General features: G+C 61.5%; 22 protein-coding genes. 15 read left to right on the forward strand and 7 right to left on the reverse strand.

What is annotated here, in order from left to right; translation table 11 throughout:
- Positions 1-31 precede the first annotated feature (31 nt).
- Positions 32-703, reverse strand: coding sequence for a ribose-5-phosphate isomerase RpiA (gene rpiA / locus AC6CIA_RS11985; RefSeq protein WP_084378617.1), 672 nt, complete (start codon positions 701-703; stop codon positions 32-34).
- Between the two features lie 136 nt (positions 704-839).
- Here rpiA and ilvA point away from each other — a divergent pair, with 136 nt between their 5' ends.
- The gene (gene ilvA / locus AC6CIA_RS11990) at positions 840-2,354 is read left to right on the forward strand and encodes a threonine ammonia-lyase, biosynthetic (protein ID WP_339527915.1); all 1,515 of its coding nucleotides are present in this window, start codon (positions 840-842) and stop codon (positions 2,352-2,354) included.
- A 40-nt stretch (positions 2,355-2,394) separates the two neighbouring features.
- Positions 2,395-2,808 carry a DUF2269 family protein gene (locus AC6CIA_RS11995; protein WP_498312229.1) on the forward strand — a complete coding sequence of 138 codons (414 nt, stop codon included), beginning with the start codon at positions 2,395-2,397 and terminating at the stop codon, positions 2,806-2,808.
- A gap of 122 nt (positions 2,809-2,930) precedes the next feature.
- Here the strand turns inward: AC6CIA_RS11995 and AC6CIA_RS12000 are convergent, their stop codons facing one another.
- Positions 2,931-3,587, reverse strand: a complete 657-nt coding sequence (locus AC6CIA_RS12000; protein WP_498312231.1) for a histidinol-phosphatase — start codon at positions 3,585-3,587, stop codon at positions 2,931-2,933.
- A gap of 143 nt (positions 3,588-3,730) precedes the next feature.
- On the opposite strand from AC6CIA_RS12000, the gene AC6CIA_RS12005 reads away from it, so the two are divergent.
- Both AC6CIA_RS12005 and ptsP read left to right on the forward strand, forming a co-directional pair.
- Positions 3,731-4,210 carry an RNA pyrophosphohydrolase gene (locus AC6CIA_RS12005; protein ID WP_003176750.1) on the forward strand — a complete coding sequence of 160 codons (480 nt, stop codon included), beginning with the start codon at positions 3,731-3,733 and terminating at the stop codon, positions 4,208-4,210.
- 22 nt (positions 4,211-4,232) lie between these two features.
- Positions 4,233-6,512 carry a phosphoenolpyruvate--protein phosphotransferase gene (gene ptsP, locus AC6CIA_RS12010; protein WP_339527921.1) on the forward strand — a complete coding sequence of 760 codons (2,280 nt, stop codon included), beginning with the start codon at positions 4,233-4,235 and terminating at the stop codon, positions 6,510-6,512.
- Between the two features lie 157 nt (positions 6,513-6,669).
- On the opposite strand, the gene AC6CIA_RS12015 is transcribed toward ptsP, so the two are convergent.
- Positions 6,670-7,416 carry an NRDE family protein gene (locus AC6CIA_RS12015; protein WP_498312233.1) on the reverse strand — a complete coding sequence of 249 codons (747 nt, stop codon included), beginning with the start codon at positions 7,414-7,416 and terminating at the stop codon, positions 6,670-6,672.
- Between the two features lie 89 nt (positions 7,417-7,505).
- Between AC6CIA_RS12015 and AC6CIA_RS12020 the strand changes: the two genes are divergently transcribed.
- The 3 genes from AC6CIA_RS12020 (at position 7,506) to AC6CIA_RS12030 (ending at position 10,070) form a co-directional block, all read left to right on the forward strand.
- On the forward strand, positions 7,506-8,288 hold the full coding sequence (locus tag AC6CIA_RS12020) for a sulfite exporter TauE/SafE family protein (RefSeq protein WP_339527925.1): 783 nt from the start codon (positions 7,506-7,508) through the stop codon (positions 8,286-8,288).
- A gap of 84 nt (positions 8,289-8,372) precedes the next feature.
- Positions 8,373-9,185, forward strand: a complete 813-nt coding sequence (lgt, locus tag AC6CIA_RS12025) for a prolipoprotein diacylglyceryl transferase (RefSeq protein ID WP_339527927.1) — start codon at positions 8,373-8,375, stop codon at positions 9,183-9,185.
- A 51-nt stretch (positions 9,186-9,236) separates the two neighbouring features.
- On the forward strand, positions 9,237-10,070 hold the full coding sequence (locus AC6CIA_RS12030) for a thymidylate synthase (protein WP_498312235.1): 834 nt from the start codon (positions 9,237-9,239) through the stop codon (positions 10,068-10,070).
- 32 nt (positions 10,071-10,102) lie between these two features.
- Here the strand turns inward: AC6CIA_RS12030 and cadR are convergent, their stop codons facing one another.
- Positions 10,103-10,552, reverse strand: a complete 450-nt coding sequence (gene cadR / locus AC6CIA_RS12035; protein ID WP_498312237.1) for a Cd(II)/Pb(II)-responsive transcriptional regulator — start codon at positions 10,550-10,552, stop codon at positions 10,103-10,105.
- An 85-nt stretch (positions 10,553-10,637) separates the two neighbouring features.
- Between cadR and AC6CIA_RS12040 the strand changes: the two genes are divergently transcribed.
- The 6 genes from AC6CIA_RS12040 (at position 10,638) to AC6CIA_RS12065 (ending at position 19,132) form a co-directional block, all read left to right on the forward strand.
- A complete protein-coding gene (locus AC6CIA_RS12040; protein ID WP_498312239.1) occupies positions 10,638-12,911 on the forward strand; it encodes a heavy metal translocating P-type ATPase in 2,274 nt (757 codons plus the stop codon).
- A gap of 16 nt (positions 12,912-12,927) precedes the next feature.
- Positions 12,928-13,791: a LysR family transcriptional regulator gene (locus tag AC6CIA_RS12045; protein WP_498312241.1), complete on the forward strand. Its 864-nt coding sequence runs from the start codon at positions 12,928-12,930 to the stop codon at positions 13,789-13,791.
- A 236-nt stretch (positions 13,792-14,027) separates the two neighbouring features.
- Positions 14,028-15,092, forward strand: coding sequence for a putative 2-aminoethylphosphonate ABC transporter ATP-binding protein (locus AC6CIA_RS12050; RefSeq protein ID WP_498312243.1), 1,065 nt, complete (start codon positions 14,028-14,030; stop codon positions 15,090-15,092).
- A 1-nt stretch (position 15,093) separates the two neighbouring features.
- Positions 15,094-16,818, forward strand: coding sequence for a putative 2-aminoethylphosphonate ABC transporter permease subunit (locus AC6CIA_RS12055; protein WP_498312245.1), 1,725 nt, complete (start codon positions 15,094-15,096; stop codon positions 16,816-16,818).
- Positions 16,819-16,845: 27 nt separating this feature from the next.
- Entirely contained in the window at positions 16,846-17,862 is a 1,017-nt protein-coding gene (locus AC6CIA_RS12060) for a putative 2-aminoethylphosphonate ABC transporter substrate-binding protein (RefSeq protein WP_498312247.1), read from the forward strand.
- Between the two features lie 136 nt (positions 17,863-17,998).
- Positions 17,999-19,132, forward strand: a complete 1,134-nt coding sequence (locus AC6CIA_RS12065) for a TIGR03364 family FAD-dependent oxidoreductase (RefSeq protein WP_498312249.1) — start codon at positions 17,999-18,001, stop codon at positions 19,130-19,132.
- Between the two features lie 27 nt (positions 19,133-19,159).
- Here the strand turns inward: AC6CIA_RS12065 and AC6CIA_RS12070 are convergent, their stop codons facing one another.
- Both AC6CIA_RS12070 and AC6CIA_RS12075 read right to left on the reverse strand, forming a co-directional pair.
- Positions 19,160-20,527: a GTPase/DUF3482 domain-containing protein gene (locus tag AC6CIA_RS12070; protein WP_498312251.1), complete on the reverse strand. Its 1,368-nt coding sequence runs from the start codon at positions 20,525-20,527 to the stop codon at positions 19,160-19,162.
- Complete coding sequence (locus AC6CIA_RS12075; protein ID WP_498312253.1) at positions 20,520-21,899, reverse strand: DUF2868 domain-containing protein; 1,380 nt, start codon at positions 21,897-21,899, stop codon at positions 20,520-20,522. Before AC6CIA_RS12075 ends, AC6CIA_RS12070 begins: the two co-directional genes overlap by 8 nt.
- A gap of 90 nt (positions 21,900-21,989) precedes the next feature.
- Here AC6CIA_RS12075 and AC6CIA_RS12080 point away from each other — a divergent pair, with 90 nt between their 5' ends.
- A complete protein-coding gene (locus tag AC6CIA_RS12080; RefSeq protein WP_498312254.1) occupies positions 21,990-22,502 on the forward strand; it encodes a dihydrofolate reductase in 513 nt (170 codons plus the stop codon).
- Between the two features lie 112 nt (positions 22,503-22,614).
- On the opposite strand, the gene AC6CIA_RS12085 is transcribed toward AC6CIA_RS12080, so the two are convergent.
- The gene (locus AC6CIA_RS12085; protein ID WP_498312256.1) at positions 22,615-24,006 is read right to left on the reverse strand and encodes an L-cystine transporter; all 1,392 of its coding nucleotides are present in this window, start codon (positions 24,004-24,006) and stop codon (positions 22,615-22,617) included.
- A 243-nt stretch (positions 24,007-24,249) separates the two neighbouring features.
- Between AC6CIA_RS12085 and AC6CIA_RS12090 the strand changes: the two genes are divergently transcribed.
- On the forward strand, positions 24,250-25,308 hold the full coding sequence (locus AC6CIA_RS12090; protein ID WP_498312258.1) for an HAD family hydrolase: 1,059 nt from the start codon (positions 24,250-24,252) through the stop codon (positions 25,306-25,308).
- The last annotated feature ends 49 nt before the right edge of the window (positions 25,309-25,357 follow it).

Genomic DNA, 25,357 nt, shown 5'->3' on the forward strand with positions numbered 1-25,357 from the left:
AGCCCCCTCCCACATTAGAACTGCGGTGTACTTAGGCCTTGAGGGTTTTCACGCCTTCGGCGGTACCCAGCAGCAGCACATCAGCGGGACGCGCGGCAAACAAACCATTGGTGACCACGCCGACGATGGCATTGATCTGCGTCTCCAGCGCCACCGGATTGGTGATCTGCATGTTGAACACGTCGAGGATGATATTGCCGTTGTCGGTCAACACACCTTCGCGGTACACCGGGTCGCCGCCCAGTTTCACCAGCTCGCGGGCCACGTGGCTGCGGGCCATCGGAATCACTTCCACCGGCAGCGGGAAATTGCCCAGCACCGGCACCAGCTTGCTGGCGTCGGCAATGCAGATAAAGGTCTTGGCCACGGCCGCGACGATCTTCTCGCGGGTCAGGGCCGCGCCGCCGCCCTTGATCAGGTTCAGGTGCTCGTCGCTTTCATCGGCGCCGTCGACGTAGAACTCCAGGTCGCTCACGGTATTGAGTTCGTACACGGGAATCCCGTGGCCCTTGAGCCGGGCGGCCGTGGCTTCGGAGCTGGCAACCGCGCCGTCGAATGCGCCCTTGTGCACGGCCAGCGCATCGATAAAGCAGTTGGCGGTGGAGCCGGTGCCGACACCGACGATGCTCTTATCGTCGAGTTTAGGAAGGATTAAATCGACGGCGGCCTGGGCTACTGCCTGTTTGAGTTGATCCTGGGTCATGCGGGCTCCGGAACGGGCGGGGAGTAAAGAGGGCCGCGAGTATAACCCAACAAAACCTCTGGATTCGTGTGGTCGCCCGGCCAAACGCTGGGTTAGACTCCTTGGCCCTGCCCAACCCGCCCAGTGATGCTTGCCGATGCTCGAACAGTACGTCAAAAAGATTCTCACCTCGCGCGTTTATGACGTTGCCGTGGAAACCCCGTTGCAGACCGCCCGCCAGCTCTCCGAGCGACTGGGCAACAAGGTCTGGCTCAAGCGCGAAGACTTGCAGCCGGTGTTTTCCTTCAAGATTCGCGGTGCCTACAACAAGTTGACGCAGCTGACGGTCGAAGAGCGCGCACGTGGCGTGGTCACCGCATCGGCGGGTAACCATGCCCAGGGCCTGGCCCTGGCGGCCAAGGTGCTGGGGGTCAAGGCGACGATCGTGATGCCCAAGACTACCCCGGAAATCAAGGTCGAAGGTGTGCGCTCCCGTGGCGGCAAAGTGGTGCTGCACGGCGACTCTTTCCCCGAAGCCCTGGCGTATTCGCTGAAACTGGTCGACGAAAAAGGCTACGTCTACATTCACCCCTACGATGATCCGCACACCATTGCCGGGCAGGGCACCGTGGCAATGGAGATCCTGCGCCAGCACCCGGGGCCATTGGATGCGATTTTCGTCCCGGTGGGCGGGGGCGGCCTGATTGCCGGGATTGCCGCCTACGTGAAGTACCTGCGGCCGGAAATCAAGATCATCGGCGTCGAGCCGGACGACTCCAATTGCCTGCAAGCGGCCATGGCCGCCGGTGAGCGGGTGGTGCTGCCAACCGTGGGCATTTTTGCCGACGGTGTGGCGGTGGCGCAGATCGGCCAGCACACGTTCGACATCTGCAAGGATTACGTCGACGAGGTGATCACCGTCAGCACCGATGAAATCTGTGCGTCGATCAAGGACATCTACGACGACACCCGCTCCATCACCGAACCGGCCGGCGCCCTCGGCGTGGCGGGGATCAAGAAGTACGTCGAAACCCGTGGTGTCAGCGGGCAGACCTTTGTCGCCATCGACTCCGGGGCCAACGTCAACTTTGACCGCTTGCGCCACGTGGCCGAGCGCGCCGAATTGGGTGAAGGCCGCGAAGCCATCATCGCCGTGACCATTCCCGAGAGACCCGGCAGCTTCAAGGCGTTCTGCGAAGCCGTGGGCAAGCGCCAGATCACCGAGTTCAACTACCGCTATCACTCCGGCAGCGAAGCGCACATCTTTGTCGGGGTGCAGACGCATCCGGAAAACGATCCGCGCAGCGCCTTGATCGCCAGCCTCACCGAACAGGGTTTCCCGGTGCTGGACCTGACCGAAAACGAACTGGCCAAGCTGCACATTCGCCACATGGTCGGCGGTCATGCGGCGCACGTCAGTAATGAAGTGGTGTTTCGCTTCGAGTTCCCGGAGCGCCCGGGCGCCTTGTTCAACTTTCTTAACAAATTGGGCGGACGCTGGAACATCTCGATGTTCCACTACCGCAACCACGGCGCGGCCGACGGTCGGGTGGTCGCCGGCCTGCAAGTGCCGGCAAACGAACGTCATCTGGTGCCGGCGGCGCTGGAAGCGATTGGCTATCCGTACTGGGATGAGAGCGATAATCCGGCGTATCAACTGTTCCTCGGTTGAGCGACTACGCTGACTGAGCGGCCTTCAAGGAATCGAGAACATGGAAACGCTGACTACCCTCAAAGTCATTCACGTGGTGGCCACGGTGCTGTTATTGGGCTGCGGCCTGGCACTGGCCATCCTGGCCTGGCGCAAACGCAGCGTCGGGCCGGCCTGCACCCTGCGACGCCCGTGGGTGTTTGTCTGGTTGTTGATGGGGATAAGCCTGGTGAGCATGCCTTTCACCGGCTGGTGGCTGGTGCACTTGATCGGCTGGCCGTTGGGGCAGACCTGGATCCTGGGTTCCAGCGTGATCTATAGCGTGGCGGCGCTCGCCTGGTTCTGGTTGCTGGCGCGACTCAACCGGTTGCGATTGGGCGGGGGCGGCAACCTGAATTTCACCCTGGTGCTGGCGGTGGTGAGCCTGATGGGGTTCGTGGCGATTGCCGGGTTGATGGGGGCTAAACCGGTTTAAAGGCTTTAGACCGAGTCGACTTCATTCGCGAGCACGCCCGCTCCCACATTTGGAATGCATTCACACATTTTAATTTGTGAACAGCGTCCAATGTGGGAGCGGGCTTGCTCGCGAAGGCACCATCAGCTACGCAAACTAATCACCGGCCACCCACGCTTCTGCGCTTCGGCCCGCAAACTCGGATCCGGATCCACCGCCACCGGATGTGTCACCTGCTCCAGCAACGGCAGGTCATTCATCGAGTCACTGTAGAAATAGCTGTCGTCCAGGCTATATCCCGTTTCCTCCAACCACCGATTCAGGCGCGTCACCTTGCCTTCGCGAAAGCACGGAATATCAGTGCTGCGCCCGGTATAACGACCATCGACCCTCTCGCATTCGGTCGCAATCAGGGTTTCAACCCCTAAACGTGCGGCAATCGGTGCGGTGACAAACCGGTTGGTGGCGGTGATGATCACCAGCTTGTCGCCAGCCGCCCGGTGTTTGGCCAACAGGTCGGCGGCCAGCGGCAGCATGATCGGCTCGATGCAGTCACGCATGTAGTCGCGGTGCCATTCGTCCAACTGGGCCATCTCGGTACGACCGAGGATTTCCAGGCAAAAGTTCAGGTAAGCGGCGTTGTCCAGCTTGCCGGCCAGGTAGTCCTGGTAGAACTCGTCGTTGCGGGATTTGTAGGCGACGGCATCCAGAATGCCGCGCTCGCACAGGTAATCACCCCAGGCGTGGTCGCTGTCGCCGCCCAAAAGCGTGTTGTCCAAGTCGAATAAAGCCAGGCGCATTGCGGTTACTCGCTGAAAAGTCTGTAAAAAGACGTCCAGAATACGGTCTTTTCACAAGAGTGCACATAAGGTAAGCAGCCTCGTTGCCGCTGCAACAAGCTTTGTGGAACAATGCGGCGACATGCGTTTGCGAGGTTGTTGCCGTGATCGACCCCGATGGTTTCCGTCCTAATGTCGGGATTATTCTTACGAATGATGCCGGACAGGTGCTATGGGCTCGCCGTATCAACCAAGATGCCTGGCAGTTTCCTCAAGGCGGGATCAACCCCGATGAAACCCCTGAAGACGCCCTGTACCGTGAGTTGAACGAAGAAGTGGGCCTTGAGCGCGAAGATGTGCAGATTCTCGCCTGCACCCGTGGCTGGTTGCGTTATCGTTTGCCGCAACGCCTGGTACGTACCCACAGCCAACCGCTGTGCATCGGCCAGAAGCAGAAATGGTTTCTCCTGCGCCTGATCTCGAACGAGCAGCGGGTGCGGATGGATTTGACCGGTAAACCGGAGTTCGATGGCTGGCGCTGGGTCAGTTATTGGTATCCGTTGGGCCAGGTGGTGACATTCAAGCGCGAAGTTTATCGTCGCGCTCTCAAAGAGCTTGCCCCGCGCCTCTTAGCGCGCGACTGACGACGGAGTTCGACCCCGAGCCATGCTCAATACGCTGCGCAAGATCGTCCAGGAAGTTAACTCCGCCAAGGATCTCAAGGCGGCGTTGGGGATTATTGTGTTGCGCGTCAAGGAAGCCATGGGCAGCCAGGTCTGCTCGGTTTACCTGCTGGACCCCGAGACCAACCGTTTTGTGCTGATGGCGACGGAGGGCTTGAACAAGCGCTCCATCGGCAAGGTCAGCATGGCGCCCAATGAAGGTCTGGTGGGCCTGGTCGGGACGCGTGAAGAACCTCTGAACCTCGAAAACGCCGCGGATCACCCGCGTTATCGCTACTTTGCCGAAACCGGTGAAGAGCGTTACGCCTCCTTCCTCGGCGCCCCGATCATTCACCACCGCCGCGTCGTCGGCGTGTTGGTCATCCAGCAGAAAGAGCGTCGCCAGTTCGACGAGGGCGAAGAAGCCTTCCTCGTCACCATGAGTGCGCAGTTGGCCGGGGTTATCGCCCACGCCGAGGCCACCGGCTCGATTCGCGGCCTGGGGCGCCAGGGCAAGGGCATCCAGGAAGCCAAGTTTGTCGGGGTGCCTGGCTCGCCCGGCGCGGCGGTTGGCACCGCGGTGGTCATGCTGCCGCCGGCCGACCTGGATGTGGTGCCGGACAAGACCGTCACTGACATCGAAGCCGAAATCAAGCTGTTCAAGACCGCCCTGGAAGGCGTGCGCGCCGATATGCGCAACCTGTCGACCAAATTGGCCACCCAGCTGCGCCCCGAAGAGCGGGCGCTGTTCGATGTGTACCAGATGATGCTCGACGACGCGTCCCTGGGGAACGAAGTCAAGACCGTGATCAAGACCGGCCAGTGGGCCCAGGGCGCGCTGCGCCAGGTGGTCACCGATCACGTCAACCGTTTCGAGTTGATGGACGACGCCTACCTGCGCGAACGTGCCTCGGATGTGCGCGACCTCGGTCGTCGTCTCCTGGCTTACCTGCAGGAAGACCGCACCACCAACCTGGTCTACCCCGACAACACCATTCTGATCAGTGAAGAACTGACCGCGACCATGCTCGGTGAAGTGCCGGAAGGCAAACTGGTGGGCCTGGTTTCAGTATTGGGTTCGGGTAACTCCCACGTTGCGATCCTGGCCCGGGCCATGGGCATCCCGACCGTGATGGGGCTGGTGGACCTGCCGTATTCCAAGGTCGATGGCATCGACATGATCGTCGATGGCTACCACGGCGAGGTCTACACCAACCCCAGCGACGTGTTGCGCAAGCAGTACGCCGAGGTTGTCGAGGAGGAGCGCCAACTGTCCCAGGGCCTCGATGCCCTGCGTGAATTGCCGTGCGTGACCCTCGATGGCCACCGCGTACCGCTGCTGGTCAATACGGGCCTGCTGGCGGACGTGGCGCGGGCGCAACAGCGTGGCGCCGAAGGGGTGGGGCTGTACCGCACCGAAGTGCCGTTCATGATCAATCAGCGTTTCCCGAGCGAGAAGGAGCAGCTGGCGATTTATCGCGAGCAACTGTCTGCCTTCCATCCGCTACCGGTGACGATGCGCAGCCTGGACATCGGCGGCGACAAGTCACTGTCTTATTTCCCGATCAAGGAAGACAATCCCTTCCTTGGCTGGCGTGGCATTCGTGTAACCCTCGATCACCCTGAAATCTTCCTCGTCCAGACCCGCGCCATGCTCAAGGCCAGCGAAGGCCTGAACAACCTGCGCATCCTGCTGCCGATGATCTCCGGCACCCACGAGCTGGAAGAAGCCCTGCACCTGATCCACCGCGCCTGGGGCGAAGTGCGCGACGAAGGCGCCGATGTGCCGATGCCGCCGATTGGCGTGATGATCGAAATTCCGGCGGCGGTGTACCAGGCCAAGGAGCTGGCGCGGCAGGTGGATTTCCTCTCGGTGGGCTCCAACGACCTGACCCAATATCTGTTGGCCGTGGATCGCAACAACCCACGGGTCGCGGACCTTTATGACTATCTGCATCCGGCGGTGCTGCAAGCCTTGCAACATGTGGTGCGTGACGCCCATGCCGAAGGCAAGCCGGTGAGTATCTGCGGTGAAATGGCCGGTGATCCTGCAGCGGCGGTGCTGTTGATGGCGATGGGCTTCGACAGCCTCTCGATGAACGCCACCAACTTGCCGAAAGTGAAGTGGATGCTGCGTCAGATCAACCTCAGCAAGGCCAAGGACATGCTGGCCGAGCTGATGACCATCGACAACCCGCAAGTTATCCACAGCTCGCTGCAACTGGCCCTGAAAAACCTCGGGTTGGCGCGGATGATCAATCCGGCTTCTGCGAAAAACCTCTGAATTCGAGGGCAAGTGGGGCTTCTGTGGCGAGGGGGCTTGTCCCCCGTTGGGCTGCGAAGCAGCCCCTTCACAGCCTCTGTCTGAAGAACGCAGCGATCTTCTTGGGGCTGCTATGCAGCCCAACGGGACAAGCCTCCTCGCCACAATCAATGTTGTGCTAAAAATTGAGTTCGACTTCGCCCAGCCGACCGCCATGCGGCCCAAAACTGCGCTCGACCATATGCCGTGTCCCATCGGCGTGCACAATCAGCGCCGTACTCGCCCGCGTCCCGTAACTTGGGCTGGCGATGAACACGCTCGACAGCAGACTCTCCGTCGCCAGCCCCACGCCGGTATCCGGCAACTCGCTGAACGGAGCGGGTTGCGGATCGCCCAGAATGGCCAACAGGGCATCGGGATGCGGATCGTCGAGCACCTCGGCCAACGCCGCCTTGGCCTTGAGCAACTTCGGCCAAGGCGTATCAAGCTGGGCATTCGATAGCCCGTAGATACCCGGACTCAGCCGCGTAGGGTCGGTGGCGTTGGCGTTGTAATGCCACAATTCTTGTCGCGTACCGAGCAGAAGGTTGAACCCGGCATACTCGATGGATCTGCCGTGAACGTCGGCTAAATATTGGTCAATTGGCAGCGAACCGTTGAGAAAGCGCGCCACCAGCTCGCCCCGGGATTTGCGTGCGGGGGGCTGGTGGGGATCGCGAATATTGGTCAATGCCGCAAACCGGCCGTCGGCGCCGACTCCCAACCAAGTGCCGCCGGCTTCCTGGTCGCGTCCGGCATACACCTGCGGTGCATCGAGCCATTGGGCCAATGGCAAGCTGGGGCGGGCGTAGAACTCATCGCGGTTGGCGGCGACGATCAGCGGCTGGGCATGATCCGGCCGCCAGGCAAAAACAATCAGGCACATAAAGCGATCCCTTGGTGTTTTGCCCACTCTACCCATAGAACCCTGTGCTTTGCATCCGTTAACATGCCGGTTCGATTTTGGGGGCTCCCATGGAATTTCTGCTGTATTTGGCGCTGGGCGCCTGTGCGGGCGTGCTCGCCGGGCTGTTCGGCGTGGGCGGCGGGATCATCATTGTGCCGGTGCTGGTGTTCAGCTTTACCTTGCAGGGCTTCGACCCGCAGGTGCTGACGCACCTGGCGGTCGGCACCTCCCTGGCGAGTATTATTTTCACCTCGGTGAATGCCGTGCGTGAACATCACCGCCGTGGCGCGGTGCGCTGGCCGATCTTTGCCTGGATGACCGTGGGCATTTTGCTCGGCGCAGGCGTTGGTGCTCTCACCGCCGAGGCTATCTCCGGCCCGCACTTGCAGAAGATCATTGGTGTATTCGCCCTGGTCATCGCCGTGCAATTGGCGCTGGACGTCAAGCCCAAGGCCAGCCGACAGGTGCCGGGCAAGCCTGTGCTGGCCCTGGTGGGCAGCGTGATCGGCTGGGCCTCGGCGATTTTCGGGGTGGGCGGCGGTTCGTTGACCGTCCCCTTTCTGACCTGGCGCAGCGTGCCGATGCAGCAGGCGGTGGCCACCTCGTCGGCCTGCGGTTTACCGATTGCCGTGGTGAGTGCATTAAGTTTCATGATTCTGGGCTGGCACGATCCGCTGCTGCCCGCGCATAGTCTCGGGTTCGTGTATTTACCTGCGCTGTTGGGCATCGCCTTGACCAGCATGGTCGCCGCCCGGTTCGGCGCACGCCTCGCGCACCGCTTGTCAGCGCGTTTGCTCAAGCGTCTGTTTGCCGGGTTGCTGTTTTGCGTGGGCTTGAGCTTTTTAATTTGATGCCGTCGTTTTGACGAAATACTGGCTTAATCGCGCTCCGGCATGGTCCGGGCGCAATAACGAATGATTTAACAAGGAGTCGCAATGCTGGCTTACCCGCAGATCGATCCGGTGGCCCTGGCCATCGGTCCGCTGAAAATCCATTGGTACGGGTTGATGTACCTGATCGGTATTGGCGGCGCCTGGCTGCTGGCTTCCCGGCGCTTGAACCGTTTCGACCCGACCTGGACCAAGGAGAAACTCTCCGACATGGTGTTCTGGTTGTCGATGGGGGTGATCATCGGCGGGCGCCTGGGGTACGTGCTGTTCTACGACTTGAGTGCCTACCTGGCCAACCCGACCCTGATCTTCGAGGTCTGGAAAGGCGGCATGGCCTTCCATGGCGGTTTTATCGGGGTGATGATCGCGGCCTGGTGGTTTGCCCGCCGCAACGGCAAGTCATTCTTCCAACTGATGGATTTCGTCGCACCGCTGGTGCCGATTGGCCTGGGCGCCGGGCGCATCGGTAACTTCATCAATGCCGAATTGTGGGGCAAACCGACCGACGTGCCGTGGGCCATGGTGTTCCCGCCGTTCAGCGATCCGGCGCAGCTGCCGCGCCATCCGTCGCAGCTCTACCAGTTCGCGCTGGAAGGAGTGGCGCTGTTCTTGATCCTCTATATGTTCTCGCGCAAGCCACGGCCCACCATGGCGGTTTCGGGGATGTTCGCGCTGTTCTACGGAATCTTCCGTTTTATCGTCGAGTTCGTGCGGGTGCCGGACGCCCAGTTGGGCTACCTGGCGTTCGGCTGGGTGACCATGGGTCAGATTCTCAGCATTCCGATGATTCTCGCGGGGCTGGGCTTGCTGTGGTGGGCTTACAATCGCCCACAGGCGATCAAGAGCAGCGCGCTTTAAATTCGAACGCCGAGGCCCGCGAGCCTCGGCTGCACCGATACAGGTAATGTCATGAAGCAATATCTCGAACTATTGAGCGACGTCGTAACCAATGGCCTGACCAAAGGCGATCGCACCGGCACCGGTACCAAAGCGGTGTTTGCCCGTCAGTTCCGGCATAACCTGGCCGACGGCTTCCCACTGCTGACTACCAAGAAGCTGCATTTCAAGAGCATCGCCAATGAGCTGATCTGGATGTTGAGCGGCAATACCAACATCAAGTGGCTGAATGAGAACGGCGTGCGCATCTGGGACGAGTGGGCCACCGAGGACGGTGACCTGGGCCCGGTCTATGGCGAGCAGTGGACCGCCTGGCCGACCAAGGACGGCGGCAAGATCAACCAGATCGACTACATGGTCGAGACGTTGAAGACCAACCCCAACAGCCGCCGCATCCTGTTCCACGGCTGGAACGTCGAATACCTGCCGGATGAGACCAGAAGCCCCCAGGAAAATGCGCGCAACGGTAAGCAAGCCCTGCCACCGTGCCACCTGCTGTATCAGGCGTTCGTGCATGACGGTCATCTGTCGATGCAGCTGTATATCCGCAGCTCCGACGTGTTTCTCGGCCTGCCGTACAACACCGCCGCGCTGGCGCTGCTGACCCACATGCTGGCCCAGCAATGCGACCTGATCCCCCACGAGATCATCGTCACCACCGGCGACACCCACGCCTACAGCAATCACATGGAGCAGATCCAGACCCAGCTGGCGCGTACCCCGAAAAAGCTGCCGAACCTGGTGATCAAGCGCAAACCCGAGTCGATCTACGACTACAGGTTCGAAGATTTCGAAATCGTGGGCTATGACGCAGATCCAAGCATCAAGGCCGACGTGGCCATCTGAGTGATGTGATCGTTCCCACTCCGTGGGAACGATCAGTGGCCGTGGCTGCGGCCCACATGGGAATGCTCGGCGTCACTCGTCGCCACACTCCCGCTGACTTCCAGGCGCTGCAGAATCCCGCACTGATCAACATCCGGTCCTTCGCCACAACGCTGGCGCAGGTCGAGCAGTTGCTCCTGCAATACCAACAAACCATCAATCCGCGCTTTGACGTGCTGGATATGCTCGTCGATCAGCGCATTCACGCTTTCACACTGATCCTGCGGGCTGTCGCGCAGGCCCAGCAGGCTGCGGATTTCCTCCAGGGTCATGTCGAGGCTGCGGCAGTTGCGGATAAAGGTCAGCCGTTCGGCATGGGCCTGGGTGTACAGGCGGTAGTTCCCCTCGCTACGGGCTGGCGGTGGCAGCAGGCCTTCTTTCTCGTAATAACGGATGGTTTCCACGGGGCAGTCGGTCAGTTTGGCCAATTCACCGATCTTCATCGCAGCAATCTCCAAAAGGGTGCTTGACCCTATAGTGGCTACAGGGTCTTTACTTGGCAACAGGCACCTTTTGCGGACTGTACCCATGAGCGATTCCATCCATACCCGGCACCCCCATGATCAACGCGATCACGATCACGATCACGATCACGGCGCGAAGCTGGCTTCAGCGCCACGGCACGATCAGTCGAGCCATGGCGGCTCTTGCTGTTCCAGCGCCGCCGCGCCCGCGCTGGTGAAGCTGAGCGAGCCGACCAGCGCTGGCTCGCGCCTGAGCAGCTTCCGTATCGAAGCCATGGACTGCCCTACCGAGCAAACGCTGATCCAGAACAAACTGGGCAAGCTGGCCGGTGTGCAGCAACTGGAATTCAACCTGATCAACCGTGTTCTCGGGGTCACCCACGACCTGCCGGACACCGCGCCGATCATCGCGGCCATCAAATCCCTGGGGATGCAGGCCGAGCCGTTCGAAGACGGCGTCGTGGCCGCCGCGCCGCCCGCGAAGAAACACGGGTGGCTGCTGGCGTTGTCCGGTGTCTGTGCGTTGGCGGCCGAGGTGATCCACTTCACCCACGCGGCACCGACCTGGGTGGTGGCATTGGTAGCGCTGGTGTCGATCCTCAGCGGTGGCCTCAGCACTTACAAAAAGGGCTGGATTGCCCTGAAGAACCTCAACCTCAACATCAATGCCCTGATGAGTATCGCCGTGACCGGCGCCATCCTGATCGGCCAGTGGCCGGAAGCGGCGATGGTGATGTTCCTGTTCACCGTGGCCGAGTTGATCGAGGCCAAGTCCCTGGACCGCGCCCGCAATGCCATCAGTGGCTTGATGCAAATGACCCCGGAACAGGTCACGGTACGTCAGGCGGACGGCAGTTGGCTCGAACAGGCGGCCAAACTCATCGAATTGGGCGCGATTGTGCGGGTTCGTCCCGGCGAGCGTATCGGCCTGGACGGTGAAGTCAGTGCCGGGCAGTCGACCATCGACCAGGCTCCGATCACCGGTGAAAGCCTGCCGATTGAAAAAACCGTGGGCGACAAAGTCTTCGCCGGCACCATCAATCAGGCAGGTTCCCTGGAGTACCGCGTTACTGCCGTCGCCAATAACTCGACCCTGGCGCGCATCATCCATGCGGTGGAGCAGGCCCAGGGCGCACGGGCGCCGACCCAGCGCTTCGTCGACAGTTTCTCGAAAATCTACACCCCGGCGGTGTTCCTGTTTGCCTTGGGCGTAGCGTTGATCCCGCCTTTGTTCATGGGCGCCGCCTGGTTTGACTGGATCTACCGTGCGCTGGTGCTGCTGGTGGTCGCGTGTCCGTGTGCGCTGGTGATCTCTACGCCGGTGACCATTGTCAGTGGCCTGGCCGCTGCCGCGCGCAAGGGCATCCTGATCAAGGGCGGCGTGTACTTGGAGGGCGGTTACAAGCTGGATTACCTGGCCCTCGACAAGACCGGCACCATCACCCACGGCAAACCGGTGCAAACCGATTTCCTGGCATTGCAGCCCACTGTCGAAGCCACCGCTCCGGCGTTGGCCGCCAGTCTGGCCGGGCGTTCCGATCATCCGGTGTCGTTGGCTATCGCCAATGCGGCTGTGGATAAACAACTGGCGGTGTTCGCTGTGGATAACTTCGAGGCCCTGGCCGGGCGTGGAGTGCGCGGCGAGATCAATGGCGAGGTCTATCACCTGGGCAACCACCGCCTGGTTGAAGAGCTGGGCCTGTGTTCGCCGGCCCTCGAAGAAAAACTCTTCGCCCTGGAAAAACAAGGCAAATCCGTGGTGCTGCTGTTGGACAAGTCCGGTCCGCTGGCGCTGTTTGCCGTGGCTGACACGGTCAAGGACAGCAGCCGCGAAGCCATCCAGCAACTGCATGAATTGGGCATCAAGACCCTGATGCTCACCGGCGACAACACCCACACTGCCCAGGCGATTGCCGCCCAGGTGGGCATCGACCAGGCCCAGGGCGATCTGTTACCCGTCGACAAGCTGCAGGCCATAGAAGCCTTGTATGGCAAAGGCCATCGCGTCGGCATGGTCGGTGATGGCATCAACGACGCTCCCGCCCTGGCACGCGCCGAGATCGGGTTTGCCATGGCCGCCGCCGGGACGGACACCGCCATCGAAACCGCCGACGTGGCGCTGATGGACGATGATTTGCGCAAGATTCCGGCATTCATACGGCTCTCGCGACAAACGTCGAGTATCCTCAAGCAAAACATCGCGCTGGCGCTGGTGATCAAGGCGATCTTCCTCGCGGTCACCTTTCTGGGTATGGCCACCATGTGGATGGCGGTGTTTGCCGACATGGGCGTGAGCCTGCTGGTGGTGTTCAACGGACTGCGCCTGTTGCGCAAATAGTCGATGAGAGGGCGATGTGCTGAGTGCCGAGCTGAAGGCGTTTTATAAGGTCGCGCGTCTGGGCAGCATTACCCAGGCGGCGAAAAAACTCGGTTTGAGCCAGCCCACGGTGACGACCCAGATTCGTCATCTGGAGAGTCAGTACTCGGTTGAGTTGTTCTACCGCGGTGGTCGTCGGCTCACCGTCAGCGACGAAGGCGCGCGGTTGTTGCCGATGGTCAAGGCGCTGTTGCAGCAGGAAGCGGATATCGAGTTTTTCCTGCGCAACAGTGGCCAGGTCCAGGGCGCATTGCGCATCGCCGCGACGGCGCCGTACTACATCCTCGATCTGGTCAAGGCGTTTCGCGAGCGTCTGCCGCAGGTGGACGTATCGGTAGAGATCGGCAATTCGCAGCAGGTCATCGAGGCCCTGGAAGACTACCGCGTGGACGTCGCGGCCTCGTCACAACGGGTGGATGACCCGCGCCTGATTCGCCGCGTATTGGGCACCGACCCGCTGGTGCTCGCGGTGCATCGCAATCATCCGCTGGCGACGCTCGACCATGTGCCCTTGACGGCATTGGCCGGGCATACATTGTTGATGCGTGAAGCCGGCTCCACCACCCGCCAACTCACCGAGGACATGCTGGAGGACGCCGGCGTGAGCTACGGACCGCTGCTGGAGATCGGCAGCCGCGAGTCGATCCGCGAGGCGGTGTTGCGCAACATCGGCATCAGCATCATTGCCCGCCAGGAAGTGCCCCATGACCCGCAGCTGCGGGTGCTGCCCCTCGAGAATGCGCCACAGATCGCCGAATACCTGTACTGCCTGAAAGAGCGAAAAGGCGCGCGGTTGCCGGCGGCCTTTCTGGGGCTGGCGCAGGAAATGTCGCCGATCTGAGGTTGTCGGGTGGTCTTGAAGCCGCCATCGCGAGCAAGCCCGCTCCCACATTTGAATATATTCACAGATCCAAATGTGGGAGCGGGCTTGCTCGCGATGGCGCCAGATCAGTCACCACCTCCTTGTGGCCCTACCCAAATCCATCAATACCACTATCGCCGGGTTTTGCCTTTCTGCCACAACAGGGACGCATTGCCTGCCTAGCATGGCCTTCATCCGTTCGATGAGGTGCCTTCATGAACACAGCCCTGAGCAACCCCGGCGCGCCGATGAAGGTGCGTGGTATCCAGAAGCGTTTCGGTGCTTTCACCGCCTTGGACCATGTGTCCCTGGATGTCGCCGCCGGCGAGCTGGTGTGCCTGCTCGGTCCATCGGGCTGTGGCAAGACCACCTTGTTGCGCTGCATCGCCGGCCTCGAGCGTCAGGACAGCGGCGAGTTGTACCTGGGCAATCGGGATGTTTCCCTGCTGGCTCCCCAGGCACGGGACTACGGCATTCTGTTTCAGTCCTACGCACTGTTTCCCAATCTCACGGTTGAAGCCAACATCGGTTACGGCCTGGCCGGCAGTGGACGCGATGAAGTGCGCAAGCGGGTGGCGCAAATGCTGGAGCTGGTGGGCCTGACCGGCAGCGAAAAGAAATACCCCGGCCAATTGTCTGGCGGCCAGCAACAACGGGTCGCCCTGGCCCGTGCCCTGGCGCCGGCACCCTCGCTGTTACTGTTGGACGAACCGATGTCGGCCCTCGACGCCCGGGTCCGCGAGCATCTGTGTAGCGAGTTGCGCCAGCTGCAACGGCGCCTGGGGATCACCACGCTGATGGTCACCCACAATCAGGACGAGGCGATGCTGATGGCCGACCGTATCGCCGTGATGCACAACGGCAAGGTCGAGCAGTACGCCACGCCCCAGGAAATCTACGACCGTCCGGCCACCCCGTTCGTGGCCGAGTTTGTCGGCCAAGGCAATTGGTTGCCCTTCAGCCGCAACAGTGCCAGCCACGCCCAGGTCGGCGGGATGAACGTGCGCCTGGCCGATGATTCCGGCAAAGCTGCCTCGGGCCGATTGTTCTGCCGTCCGGAAGCCATCAGCGTCAATCCACCGGTGCATGAGGAAAACCTGTTCCCGGCCAAGGTCCGTGACATTACGTTCCTCGGCAATCGCTGCCGCATGAGCTTCGAGCTCGACCAGTTGCCAGGCCATCCGTTGCTGGCCGAGCTGACGCCGGACGCCATGCCTCGCCTGCGGGCGCAGGCGATCTGGGTCGCGTTGCCGCCGCGCAGCCTGCAGGTGTTTGCCTGAGATGCCCGCTGACATGAGCCTGCCGCTACGCGATCCCATGACCCGACAGGCTGCCCGTACCGACCTCGGCGACCGAGTGTTTGTCCTCGGCGGCAAACTGCTGATGTTGTGCCTGTTGAGTGTCGCCGTACTATTGCCGCTGCTGGCGATCTTCTGGCGCGGATTCAGCGCCGAAGCCGGGCAGGGCGGCGGTTGGGTGGCGGCCCGCGAGCTGCTCTGCAGCGCCAATTTCCACTGGCTGTTGGGCAATAGCCTGAAGGTTTCCCTCAGCGTTGCCTGCATTGTCGTGCCCTTGGCGTATCTGTTTGCCTACGCGTTGCAGCGCACGCTGATCCCAGGCAAAACCGTCTGGCGCGGTCTGTCGTTGCTGCCGCTGATGGCGCCGTCGATGCTGCCAGGCATTGCCCTGGTGTATCTGTTTGGTAACCAGGGCCTGTTGCGCGACGTGCTGTCGGACAACATCTATGGCTTCTGGGGCATTGTCCTGGGTGAGGTGATCTACACCTTTCCCCACGCGCTGATGATTCTGTTGTCGGCATTGTCCCTGGCGGATGCGCGACTGTTCGATGCCGCGTCAAGCATGGGCGCGAGCCCGGCCCGGGCGTTTCGCAGCATTACCTGGCCGGCGACGCGCCAGGCCGTGTTCGGCGCATTTTGCCTGGTGTTCACCCTGACCATTACCGACTTCGGCGTGCCCGTGGTGGTGGGTGGTGATTATCAGGTGCTGGCGCTGGAAGCCTACAAGGCGGTGGTCGGCCAGCAGCAGTTCGGCCGGGGGGCCTTGATCGGCATGGTGCTGTTGCTGCCCGCACTGTTCAGCTTCGGCGTCGATGCATGGCTGCGCCGTCGCCACGGCGACGCCATGAGTGGCCGTGCCCAAGCCTTTCGGCCGGCTCCGTCGCGGCTGCGCGATGGCTGCTACCTGGTGATTGTCCTGTTGATGTGCGCGGTGTTGCTGCTGGTGTTCGGCATGGCGGTGTATTCATCGCTGGTGAAGTTCTGGCCGTACAACCTGTCGCTGTCGCTGGACCACTATCACTTCAGCGATACCGCGGGTGGCGGCTGGTTGGCCTATCGCAACAGCCTGACCATGGCGCTGTGTACCGCGTTGATCGGCAGCGTGCTGATTTTTACCGGCGCCTATCTGATGGAGAAAACCCCAAACCAACGCGGGCTGAACCTGGCGCTGCGCATGCTCAGCTTTGTACCGATGGCGGTACCGGGCCTGGTCCTGGGCCTGGGCTACGTGTTCTTTTTCAACCTCCCCGGCAACCCGTTGCACGTGTTCTACGCAACCATGACGTTGCTGGTGGTGTGCACCATTGCTCATTATTTGACCACTGCGCAAATGACCGCCACCACCGCTCTGCGCCAACTGGATGCGGAATTCGAAGCCGCCGCGCTGTCTCTCAAGGCGCCGCTGTACCGCCATTACCTGCGCGTCACGCTGCCGATCTGCCTGCCGGCACTGTTGGATATCGTCCGTTACCTGTTCGTGTCGGGGATGACCACCGTGTCCGCCGCGATCTTCCTCTACAGCCCCGACACCCTCCTCGCGGCGGTGGCGGTCCTGAACATGGACGACGCCGGCAACGTCGGTGGCGCGGCAGCCATGTCGACCCTGATTCTGTTCACCTCCGCCGGCGTGTCGCTGCTGCTGGCGTGGGCCTCTCGCGGTTTGTTGCGCCGCTCCCAGGCTTGGCGCCAAACCGCGCCGGGTCAATAACTCTGTCCTGATCAAAGGAAACGCACCATGTTCAAGCCCTTGGCGTCAGCCGCTGTTTTGCTCACCGCGTTCAGCCTGAATGCGTTCGCCGCGAAAACCGAGTTGACGGTCTACACGGCCCTCGAAGCCGAACAATTGAAGACCTACAAGAACGCCTTTGAAGCGGCCAATCCGGACGTTGAAATCAAGTGGGTGCGTGACTCCACCGGGATTATCACCGCCAAGTTGCTGGCCGAAAAAGCTCGCCCGCAGGCGGATGCAATCTGGGGCCTGGCGGCCTCCAGCCTGGCGATCCTGGATCAGCAAGGCATGCTGCAAGGCTATGCGCCGAAAGACTTGGACAAGATCGGCGCGAACTATCGCGATGCGGCCAACCCGCCGACCTGGGTCGGCATGGACGTGTGGGCCGCGACGCTCTGCTTCAACACCGTTGAAGCCGAAAAACAGGGGCTGACCAAGCCGGTCAGTTGGCAGGATCTGACCAAGCCTGAGTACAAGGGCAAGATCGTCATGCCTAACCCGGCATCGTCCGGCACCGGCTTCCTCGACGTCAGCGCCTGGTTGCAGACCTTTGGCGAAAAACAGGGCTGGCAGTACATGGACGACTTGCACCAGAACATCGGCCAGTACGTTCATTCCGGCTCCAAGCCTTGCAAGTTGGCGGCTTCCGGTGAGTTCCCGATTGGTATTTCCTTCGAATACCCGGCGGTGCAGTTGAAGCGCCAAGGCGCGCCGCTGGATATCGTCCTGCCCAAGGAAGGCTTGGGCTGGGAGATTGAAGCCACGGCGGTGCTCAAGGGCACCGCGCATGCAGAAGCGGCGAAAAAACTCGCCGACTTTTCCGCCAGTCCTGCCGCCATGGAGCTGTACAAGGAGAACTTTGCGGTTCTTGCCCAGCCGGGGATTGCCAAGCCACAGACCGAATTGCCGGCGGACTACGAGCAACGCTTGATCAAGAACGACTTTGCCTGGGCCTCGAAAAACCGCGACAAGATCCTGGCCGAATGGCGCAAGCGTTATGACGGCAAGTCGGAAAAACAATAAATAACCTCTGATTCCATAAGTGTAGGAGCGAGCTTGCTCGCGAAGAACGTGAACGATAACGCGGGTAGTCAGGATGCCCGCGGCGCCCTCAGGTTTTTCGCGAGCAAGCTCGCTCCTACAGGAGGCTGCAAAATTCATGACACAACACAGTGATCTATTGATCGTCGGCGCCGGCATCCTCGGCTTGTCCCATGCCTACGCCGCCGCCAAACGCGGCCTCAAGGTCAAGGTCTTCGAGCGCAGCGCCACGCCTTTGGGGGCTTCGGTACGGAACTTCGGCCAAGCCCTGGTCACCGGCCAGCCGCCGGGCCCGATGCTTGATCTGGCTCGGGAAAGCCGCGATATCTGGGGGCAATGGGCACGCGTTGCGGGCCTGCAACTCAAGCGCAACGGCTCGTACCTGTTTGCCCGTACCGAAGCGGAAGAGCAACTGCTGGAAGCTTTTTGCAGGGGGCGCGCCGAGGAATATGGCTATCGGGTGAATCTGCTACAAGGCGCGGCGATGGACGATCTGTATAACGGCCAGTTCCGCCATCACCGTGCGGCGCTTCACGGCCTGGACGATCAACAAGTGTATTCCCGCGAAGCGCTTCCCGCGCTGATCAACTACCTGTGCGGTGAACTCAAGGTGGAGTTTCACTTCTCCACCCTGGTACGCGACATCGAACCTGGCCAGTTGCGCAGCACGGCCGGGACGTTTGGTGGCGAGCAGATCATCGTGTGTTCCGGTCACGACTATCAAACCTTGCTGGCCGAGGAAATCGCCGAACTCAACCCGCACATTTGCCGACTGCAGATGCTGCGTGCGCGGCCTCAGGTGGATTTGCAGCTGCAACATGCCCTGCTGACCGGGTTGAGCTGCGTGCATTACGGGGCCTTCGCCGACCTGCCGGAAGCGGCGCCGGTGCAGGCGCAGATACTGCGGGACGTGCCGCACTTGCAGGCAAACGGTATTCATCTGCTGATCAGTCCTACGCCGTATGGAGAATTGATCATCGGTGATTCTCATCATTACGGCAGCGATCCTTCACCGTTCAATGCTGAACAGGTGGACAACTGGATGATCGAACTGGCGCAGCAGACTCTGGGCTGCCAGATCCAGGTCGTGGAGCGCTGGCAAGGCGTCTATGGCGCCCGTGGGCCGGGGCCGTTTTCTTTCCTGCGAGCGGCGCCCGGGGTGAGTGCGGCGCTGATGCACACCGGTGTGGGCATGAGCGTCGGACCGGCGATGGCCGAGCGCAACATCACTGAACTGTGGGGCGCTGCGTGATGAGCGCCGAAGAGGACTGCTGACGGCTTAGTCGGCATCCAGGCGCTGGGCCAGGGCTTCGATCTGCTCCTGGCGCTCGGCCTGGCTCAGTCTGGCGTGAGGGTTGAGGGACGACCATTGCGGATGGGCCCGGGCTTTGTTCAGGGCTTCTGGCAGTTTGCCTTCGCGCCATGTCTTGTCCTGCGCAGTGTCGATCTTGATGCTGTGCATGGCCGCGTGGCCGCGCAGGTTCAGGGCCTTGAGCAATTGCCGCTGACGCAAGGCCAGCAGGCGCAGTACGCTGTCGTCGACGGTCAGTTCGCGCTGGCCTTTGAGTTTGCCGAGCAGGCGGCTGCCATAGCTGCGCGCGGTTTGCAGCGCGCCACCGGCGATGGCGCCGGCCAGCGCGGCGGCGCCCAGTGTCAGGCCGCCCACCAGCAGGTCCACGCCGGCACCGGCTGCCGCGCCCGCGGCAATGCCGCCGCCTACGCGCACGCCGAGTTGCCTGAGGGTTTCCGGGTTAAACAGGTCGTCCCCCCAGCGGCCATCCAGCAGCGGCAAATCGCTCGCGGCGGCGTCTTGTGCACGGAAGCCGAACAGCTTGAGCAGGGCTTCCACGCATTTTTGTTCGCGCTGACGTACTGCCTTGCGCAGATCGCCGATGGCTTGCTGCTCGTCTTCAGTGAGCACGCTGCGTCGGCACGCGGCGCAGTCGATCAGCAACTCGGCGATCAGGCGCGCGGCACTTTGCTGGCGGGCCTGGCGCTGGGCCTCTTGATCAAGAATCAGTCGTTCCAACTGCCCTCGCGAGGTTTCCAGCAACAAGGCGAGGCTTTCGTACAGCCGGCGCTCGCCGTCTTCCGGCGGCGCGACGCTGTCAAAACGCACCAATGCATGCAGGCCGAGTCGCGCCAGGGCTTCGCGCCAATCCGGTTCACGGTGCGCGGTGCTGCTGACAAAATTGAGCACGGGTAATAAAGGCTTGCCACAACTGGCCAGCACTTGCAGTTCATCACGGTACTTGGCCAGCACCGGCTCCCGTGCGTCGATCACATACAGGCCCGCGTCGCAGGCGAGCAGTTGGCGCAGCACCTTGGCTTCCTGCTCGAAGCGTTGCCGGGCTTCGCTGCCTTCCAGAAAACGCGCCAGTCGTGCCGGGCCGTCGAGACGTTCGCCGGGACGGTCCAGGCGTTCGAGGTAGTCGAGCAGGGCGATTGCATCTTCCAGGCCCGGCGTGTCATACAGCTCCAGCAAGGCCTCGCCGTCGACGGACAAGCGCGCGCCTTCCACATGACGGGTGGTGCTGGGACGATGGGAGACTTCGCCAAAACCCACGTCGCGGGTCAGGGTGCGCAGCAGCGAGGTCTTGCCGACGTTGGTATGGCCGACCACCGCGAGCTTCAGAGGGTTAGTCATGACCGGTCTCCAGCCAAGTGAGCGGCGCACAATCGGCAAACGGCACGTCCAATTGTTGCAAGGCGGTGTGCCAATCACCGAGGCGTTCGGCATCCAGCGCCTGTCCCGCTGGCGCTTGCAGCAGCCAGACCCGCGTTGCGCTTGCGCTGCGGGCCAGTTCGGCGATCAGTGCGAGGCTGCCGCGATCCGGCGAGCGCCGGGGGTCGCAGGCGATGGCCAGGCGTGCGGGCGGGAAGCGGCTCAGTTGTTCCAGCAGCTTGTTGCGTGATTCACGGCTGTCGAGGATGCCGGCGTCGTTGACGGTGGACGGCAGCTTCGGCGGCCAAGGCCGTTGGTCGTCCAGTTCGATGCCCACCAGCAGCGCGCCGTCGCTGTGCAGCTCGCTGACACCGCCGGTCACCTGGTGCAACTGTTCCGGGGCGGTATCGTTGATACCGAGGCGTTCGCTGCTGGGCATCAACAATTCGCGCAACTGGCTGTAGCCAGGCAAGTTGAGGTCCAGGCGCAAGGCTGCGCGCCCGTTTTTCCAACGCCACAGACACACCAGGGCGAGGATCAGCCGGGGCAGGATGCCGTAGATCAACACCACGCCCACCAGCCATGCGGCCCAGGTCTGGCGGGCGCTTTCGATCGTCAGCGCGGTATCGCCGCTGGCGCGGATCATTTCGACGCTGGGGACGCTGAAACCAAGCAAGGCGGGCAGGGCGCCGAGGGTCTGGGTCACGTTGACGAAGGTATCGGCCCCCAGAATCGTGGTTTCCCAGACAAAGCCGTAGCGCCGCGTGGCCATCAAGCTCAACAGGATCACCACGGCGCTGAGCAGGGCCAGCAACCACAGGCCGTTGACCAGCACACCGACGGCCCAGCGATTGAGTTTTTGGCGTTGCAGCAACACCAACAGCGCTGGCGCCAGCTGCGCGGCCTTGGCGTCGCGGGCGAGCTTTTCGCTGAGCCACAGCCACAGGCGCCCGAGGCTGGCGCTGTGTTCACCGGCGAACAGCAGGCCCAGGGCCCAACTCAACAGCAGAATCAGGTTCAGGCCCAGCAGGCTGCCCAAGGCCCAGAACACGTTGACCGGGGCCAAGCCGTTGCCCAGGGCGGCAAAGGCCAGGCCGGCGCCGCTGACGATGGCGAGCACTGCCAGCACCATCAACGCCAGGCGCGCGCCTTGCAGCCAATGCCGTAGCGCAGCGCCCAGGCCATCACGTTCGGCCAGCCATACAGCGCGATTTTGAATACGCGTCGGCAGGTCGCCGCCGCTGCTGCGGGCCAGGCGATTGGCTTCCTGGTCTTCCAAAGGGCCGGCATGCTCTTCGCGCAGGCGTACGGTTTCCGTCAGCCAGAGTTTTTGCAGGGGATTCAGTGCAGTCACGCGCCGTCCTGTTGTACAAGTGAAGTGGGAGCATAACCGCTGTGAAGGTGGTTGGGGTATGCCGGGCGTGCCTCTGGTATTCTCGTCGCCATGAAAAAAACTCTCCCTTTAAGCCTGATCGCGGCCCTCGGTGAAAACCGCGTGATCGGCGTCGACAACAGCATGCCCTGGCATTTGCCGGGGGATTTCAAATATTTCAAGGCTACCACCCTCGGCAAGCCGATCATCATGGGGCGCAAGACCTGGGATTCCCTGGGCCGACCGCTGCCGGGTCGCTTGAACATTGTGGTCAGCCGTCAGACCGAGCTGAGGCTTGAAGGTGCGGAAGTTTTTCCGTCACTCGAAGCCGCGGTGGCGCGAGCTGAAGAGTGGGCGCTTGAGCAGGGAGTCGATGAGCTGATGCTGATCGGCGGCGCACAGTTGTATACGCAAGGCCTGGAGCAGGCGGACCGCCTGTATTTGACGCGAGTCGCGTTGAATCCGGACGGGGATGCGTGGTTTCCCGAGGTTGACCAGGATCAGTGGACGCTGGTGTCAAACCTGGAGAATCCGGCCGAGGGCGATAAGCCGGCGTACAACTTTGAGGTTTGGGAACGAAACTGACTGTAGGAGCGAGCTTGCTCGCGAAGAACTTGAAGGCGCCGCGTTCATTCAGAATGCCCGCGTCATCCTGACGTTCTTCGCGAGCAAGCTCGCTCCTACAGGTTATACGCCTTTATGCCTGCGCCAATTCGGCATGCTCATCGGCATCCAGCAACGTCTTGTCCGTCTGCTGCATGATCTGGCTGGTAATCGCCCCCGCTGTCATCGAGCCGTTCACGTTCAGGGCCGTGCGGCCCATGTCGATCAGCGGCTCCACGGAAATCAGTAACGCCACCAGGGACACCGGCAAGCCCATGGCGGGCAGCACGATCAGTGCGGCAAACGTCGCGCCGCCGCCCACGCCGGCGACACCTGCCGAACTCAAGGTCACAATCGCCACCAGCGTGGCGATCCACAACGGATCCAACGGGTCGATGCCCACGGTCGGCGCGACCATCACGGCCAACATCGCCGGGTACAGGCCGGCGCAACCGTTCTGGCCGATCGTCGCGCCGAACGAGGCGGCGAATCCTGCGATGGACTGCGGAATACCGAGGCGACGGGTTTGCGCTTCAATGCTCAGCGGGATACTCGCGGCGCTGGAGCGGCTGGTGAACGCAAAGGTCAGCACCGGCCACACCTTGCGGAAAAACCGCAGCGGGTTGATCCCGGCCAGCGACAACAACAGGCCGTGGACGACAAACATCAGCCCCAGCGCAAGGTAGGAGACCAACACGAAGCTGCCGAGCTTGAGGATGTCTTGCAGGTTGGAACCGGCGACTACCTTGGTCATCAGTGCCAATACGCCGTAGGGCGTCAGCTTCATCACCAGGCGTACCAGGCGCATCACCCAGGCTTGCAGCGTGTCGATGGCGTTGAGCACTTTCTGGCCTTTTTCCACGTCGTCCTTGAGCAGTTGCAGCGCGGCAACTCCCAGGAACGCGGCGAAAATCACCACACTGATGATCGAGGTCGGCTTGGCCCGTGCCAGGTCGGCAAACGGATTCTGCGGGATGAACGAAAGCAGCAGTTGCGGCACATTCAGGTCGGCGACCTTGCCGGCGTAATCGTTCTGGATCACTTGCAAACGCGCCATTTCCTGGGTCCCGGCCACCAGGCCCTCGGCGGTGAGCCCGAACAGGTTGGTCAGGCCGATACCGATCAGCGCCGCAATGGCCGTGGTGAACAGCAGCGTGCCGATCGTCAGGAAGCTGATTTTGCCCAGGGACGAGGCATTGTGCAGGCGCGCCACGGCGCTGAGGATCGAGGCGAACACCAGCGGGATCACGATCATCTGCAGCAACTGCACATAACCATTGCCCACCAGATCGAACCAACTGATCGAGGCCTTGAGCACCGGATGGCCGGCACCGTAAATAGTGTGCAAGACCACACCGAACACTACGCCCAGCACCAGTGCGACCAAGACTTTCTTGGCCAGGCTCCAGTCAGTACGGCGGGTTTGTGCCAGGCCCAGTAATAACGCCAGGAACACCAGCAGATTGAGAATCAGCGGCAGATTCATTGAAGCTCCAGGAAAAAAGGCTGCCAATCGCATGGGCCAGCGACTGCGAGCCGAAAATCCTAACAGTTTGAAATATATTGATTTAATACCGTTATGGAATGGTGACTGTCGTTTCTGGAATAAGAAAGTGGCGCGCAGGTATATGCCGCTGGCGGAATCACGACGCAGCCGGTCGTGCTCGTGGTGGGCGGGTTCTTCGGGATTTGTTAGCGTCGATGCCTTTCACTCAGGGAGATAACGCCGATGAAGCTCGTACCGAGATTGTTTGCTGCCGCGCTGTGTCTGGGGCTCGCCACGCAGGTCATGGCCGCTACCGAGTTGAAACACTGGCCGGCACCTGCCGCCAAGCAACTGGATGAAATGATCGCCGCCAACGCCAACAAGGGTCATTTCGCGGTGTTCGACATGGACAACACCAGCTACCGTTTCGACCTCGAAGAGTCGTTGCTGCCCTATCTGGAGAACAAGGGCCTGATCACTCGCGAGAGCCTCGACCCGTCACTCAAACTGATGCCCTTCAAAGACACCGCCGACCACAAGGAAAGCCTGTTCAGTTACTACTATCGCTTGTGCGAAGTGGATGACATGGTCTGCTACCCGTGGGTTGCACAGGTGTTTTCCGGGTTCACCCTCAAGGAACTCAAAGGCTATGTCGACGAACTGATGGCGTCCGGCAAGCCGGTACCGGTCACCTACTACGAAGGCGACGTGGTGAAGAACATGCAGGTGCAGCCGCCGAAAATCTTCACCGGCCAGCAGGAGCTGTACAACAAGCTCATGGAAAACGGCATCGAGGTGTATGTGATGACTGCGGCCTCCGAGGAGCTGGTGCGTATGGTCGCGTCCGATCCGAAGTACGGCTACAACGTCAAGCCGCAGAATGTGATTGGTGTCAGCTTGCTGCTCAAGGACCGCAAGACCGGCGAACTGACCACCTCCCGCAAGCAAATCAGTGCCGGCACGTATGACGAAAAAGCCAACCTCGCTCTGGAATTGACCCCGTATCTGTGGACTCCGGCGACCTGGATGGCAGGCAAGCACGCGGCGATCCTCACCTACATCGACGAATGGAAAAAACCGCTGCTGGTGGGCGGTGATACGCCGACCAGTGACGGCTACATGCTGTTCCATGATGTGGACGTGGCCAAGGGCGGTATTCACTTGTGGATCAACCGCAAGGACAAGTACATGACTCAGCTCAACGGCATGATGGCCAAGCATGCGGCCGCCCAGGCCAAGGCAGGGTTGCCGGTGACGGCGGACAAGAATTGGGTGATCGTCAAGCCTGAAGATATTCAGTAGTTACAGCGGGGAGTTTCAAGCTGCAAGCTGCAAGTAAAAGCCGGTGCGC

It is taken from the genome of Pseudomonas sp. GQ91, from assembly GCF_059758795.1.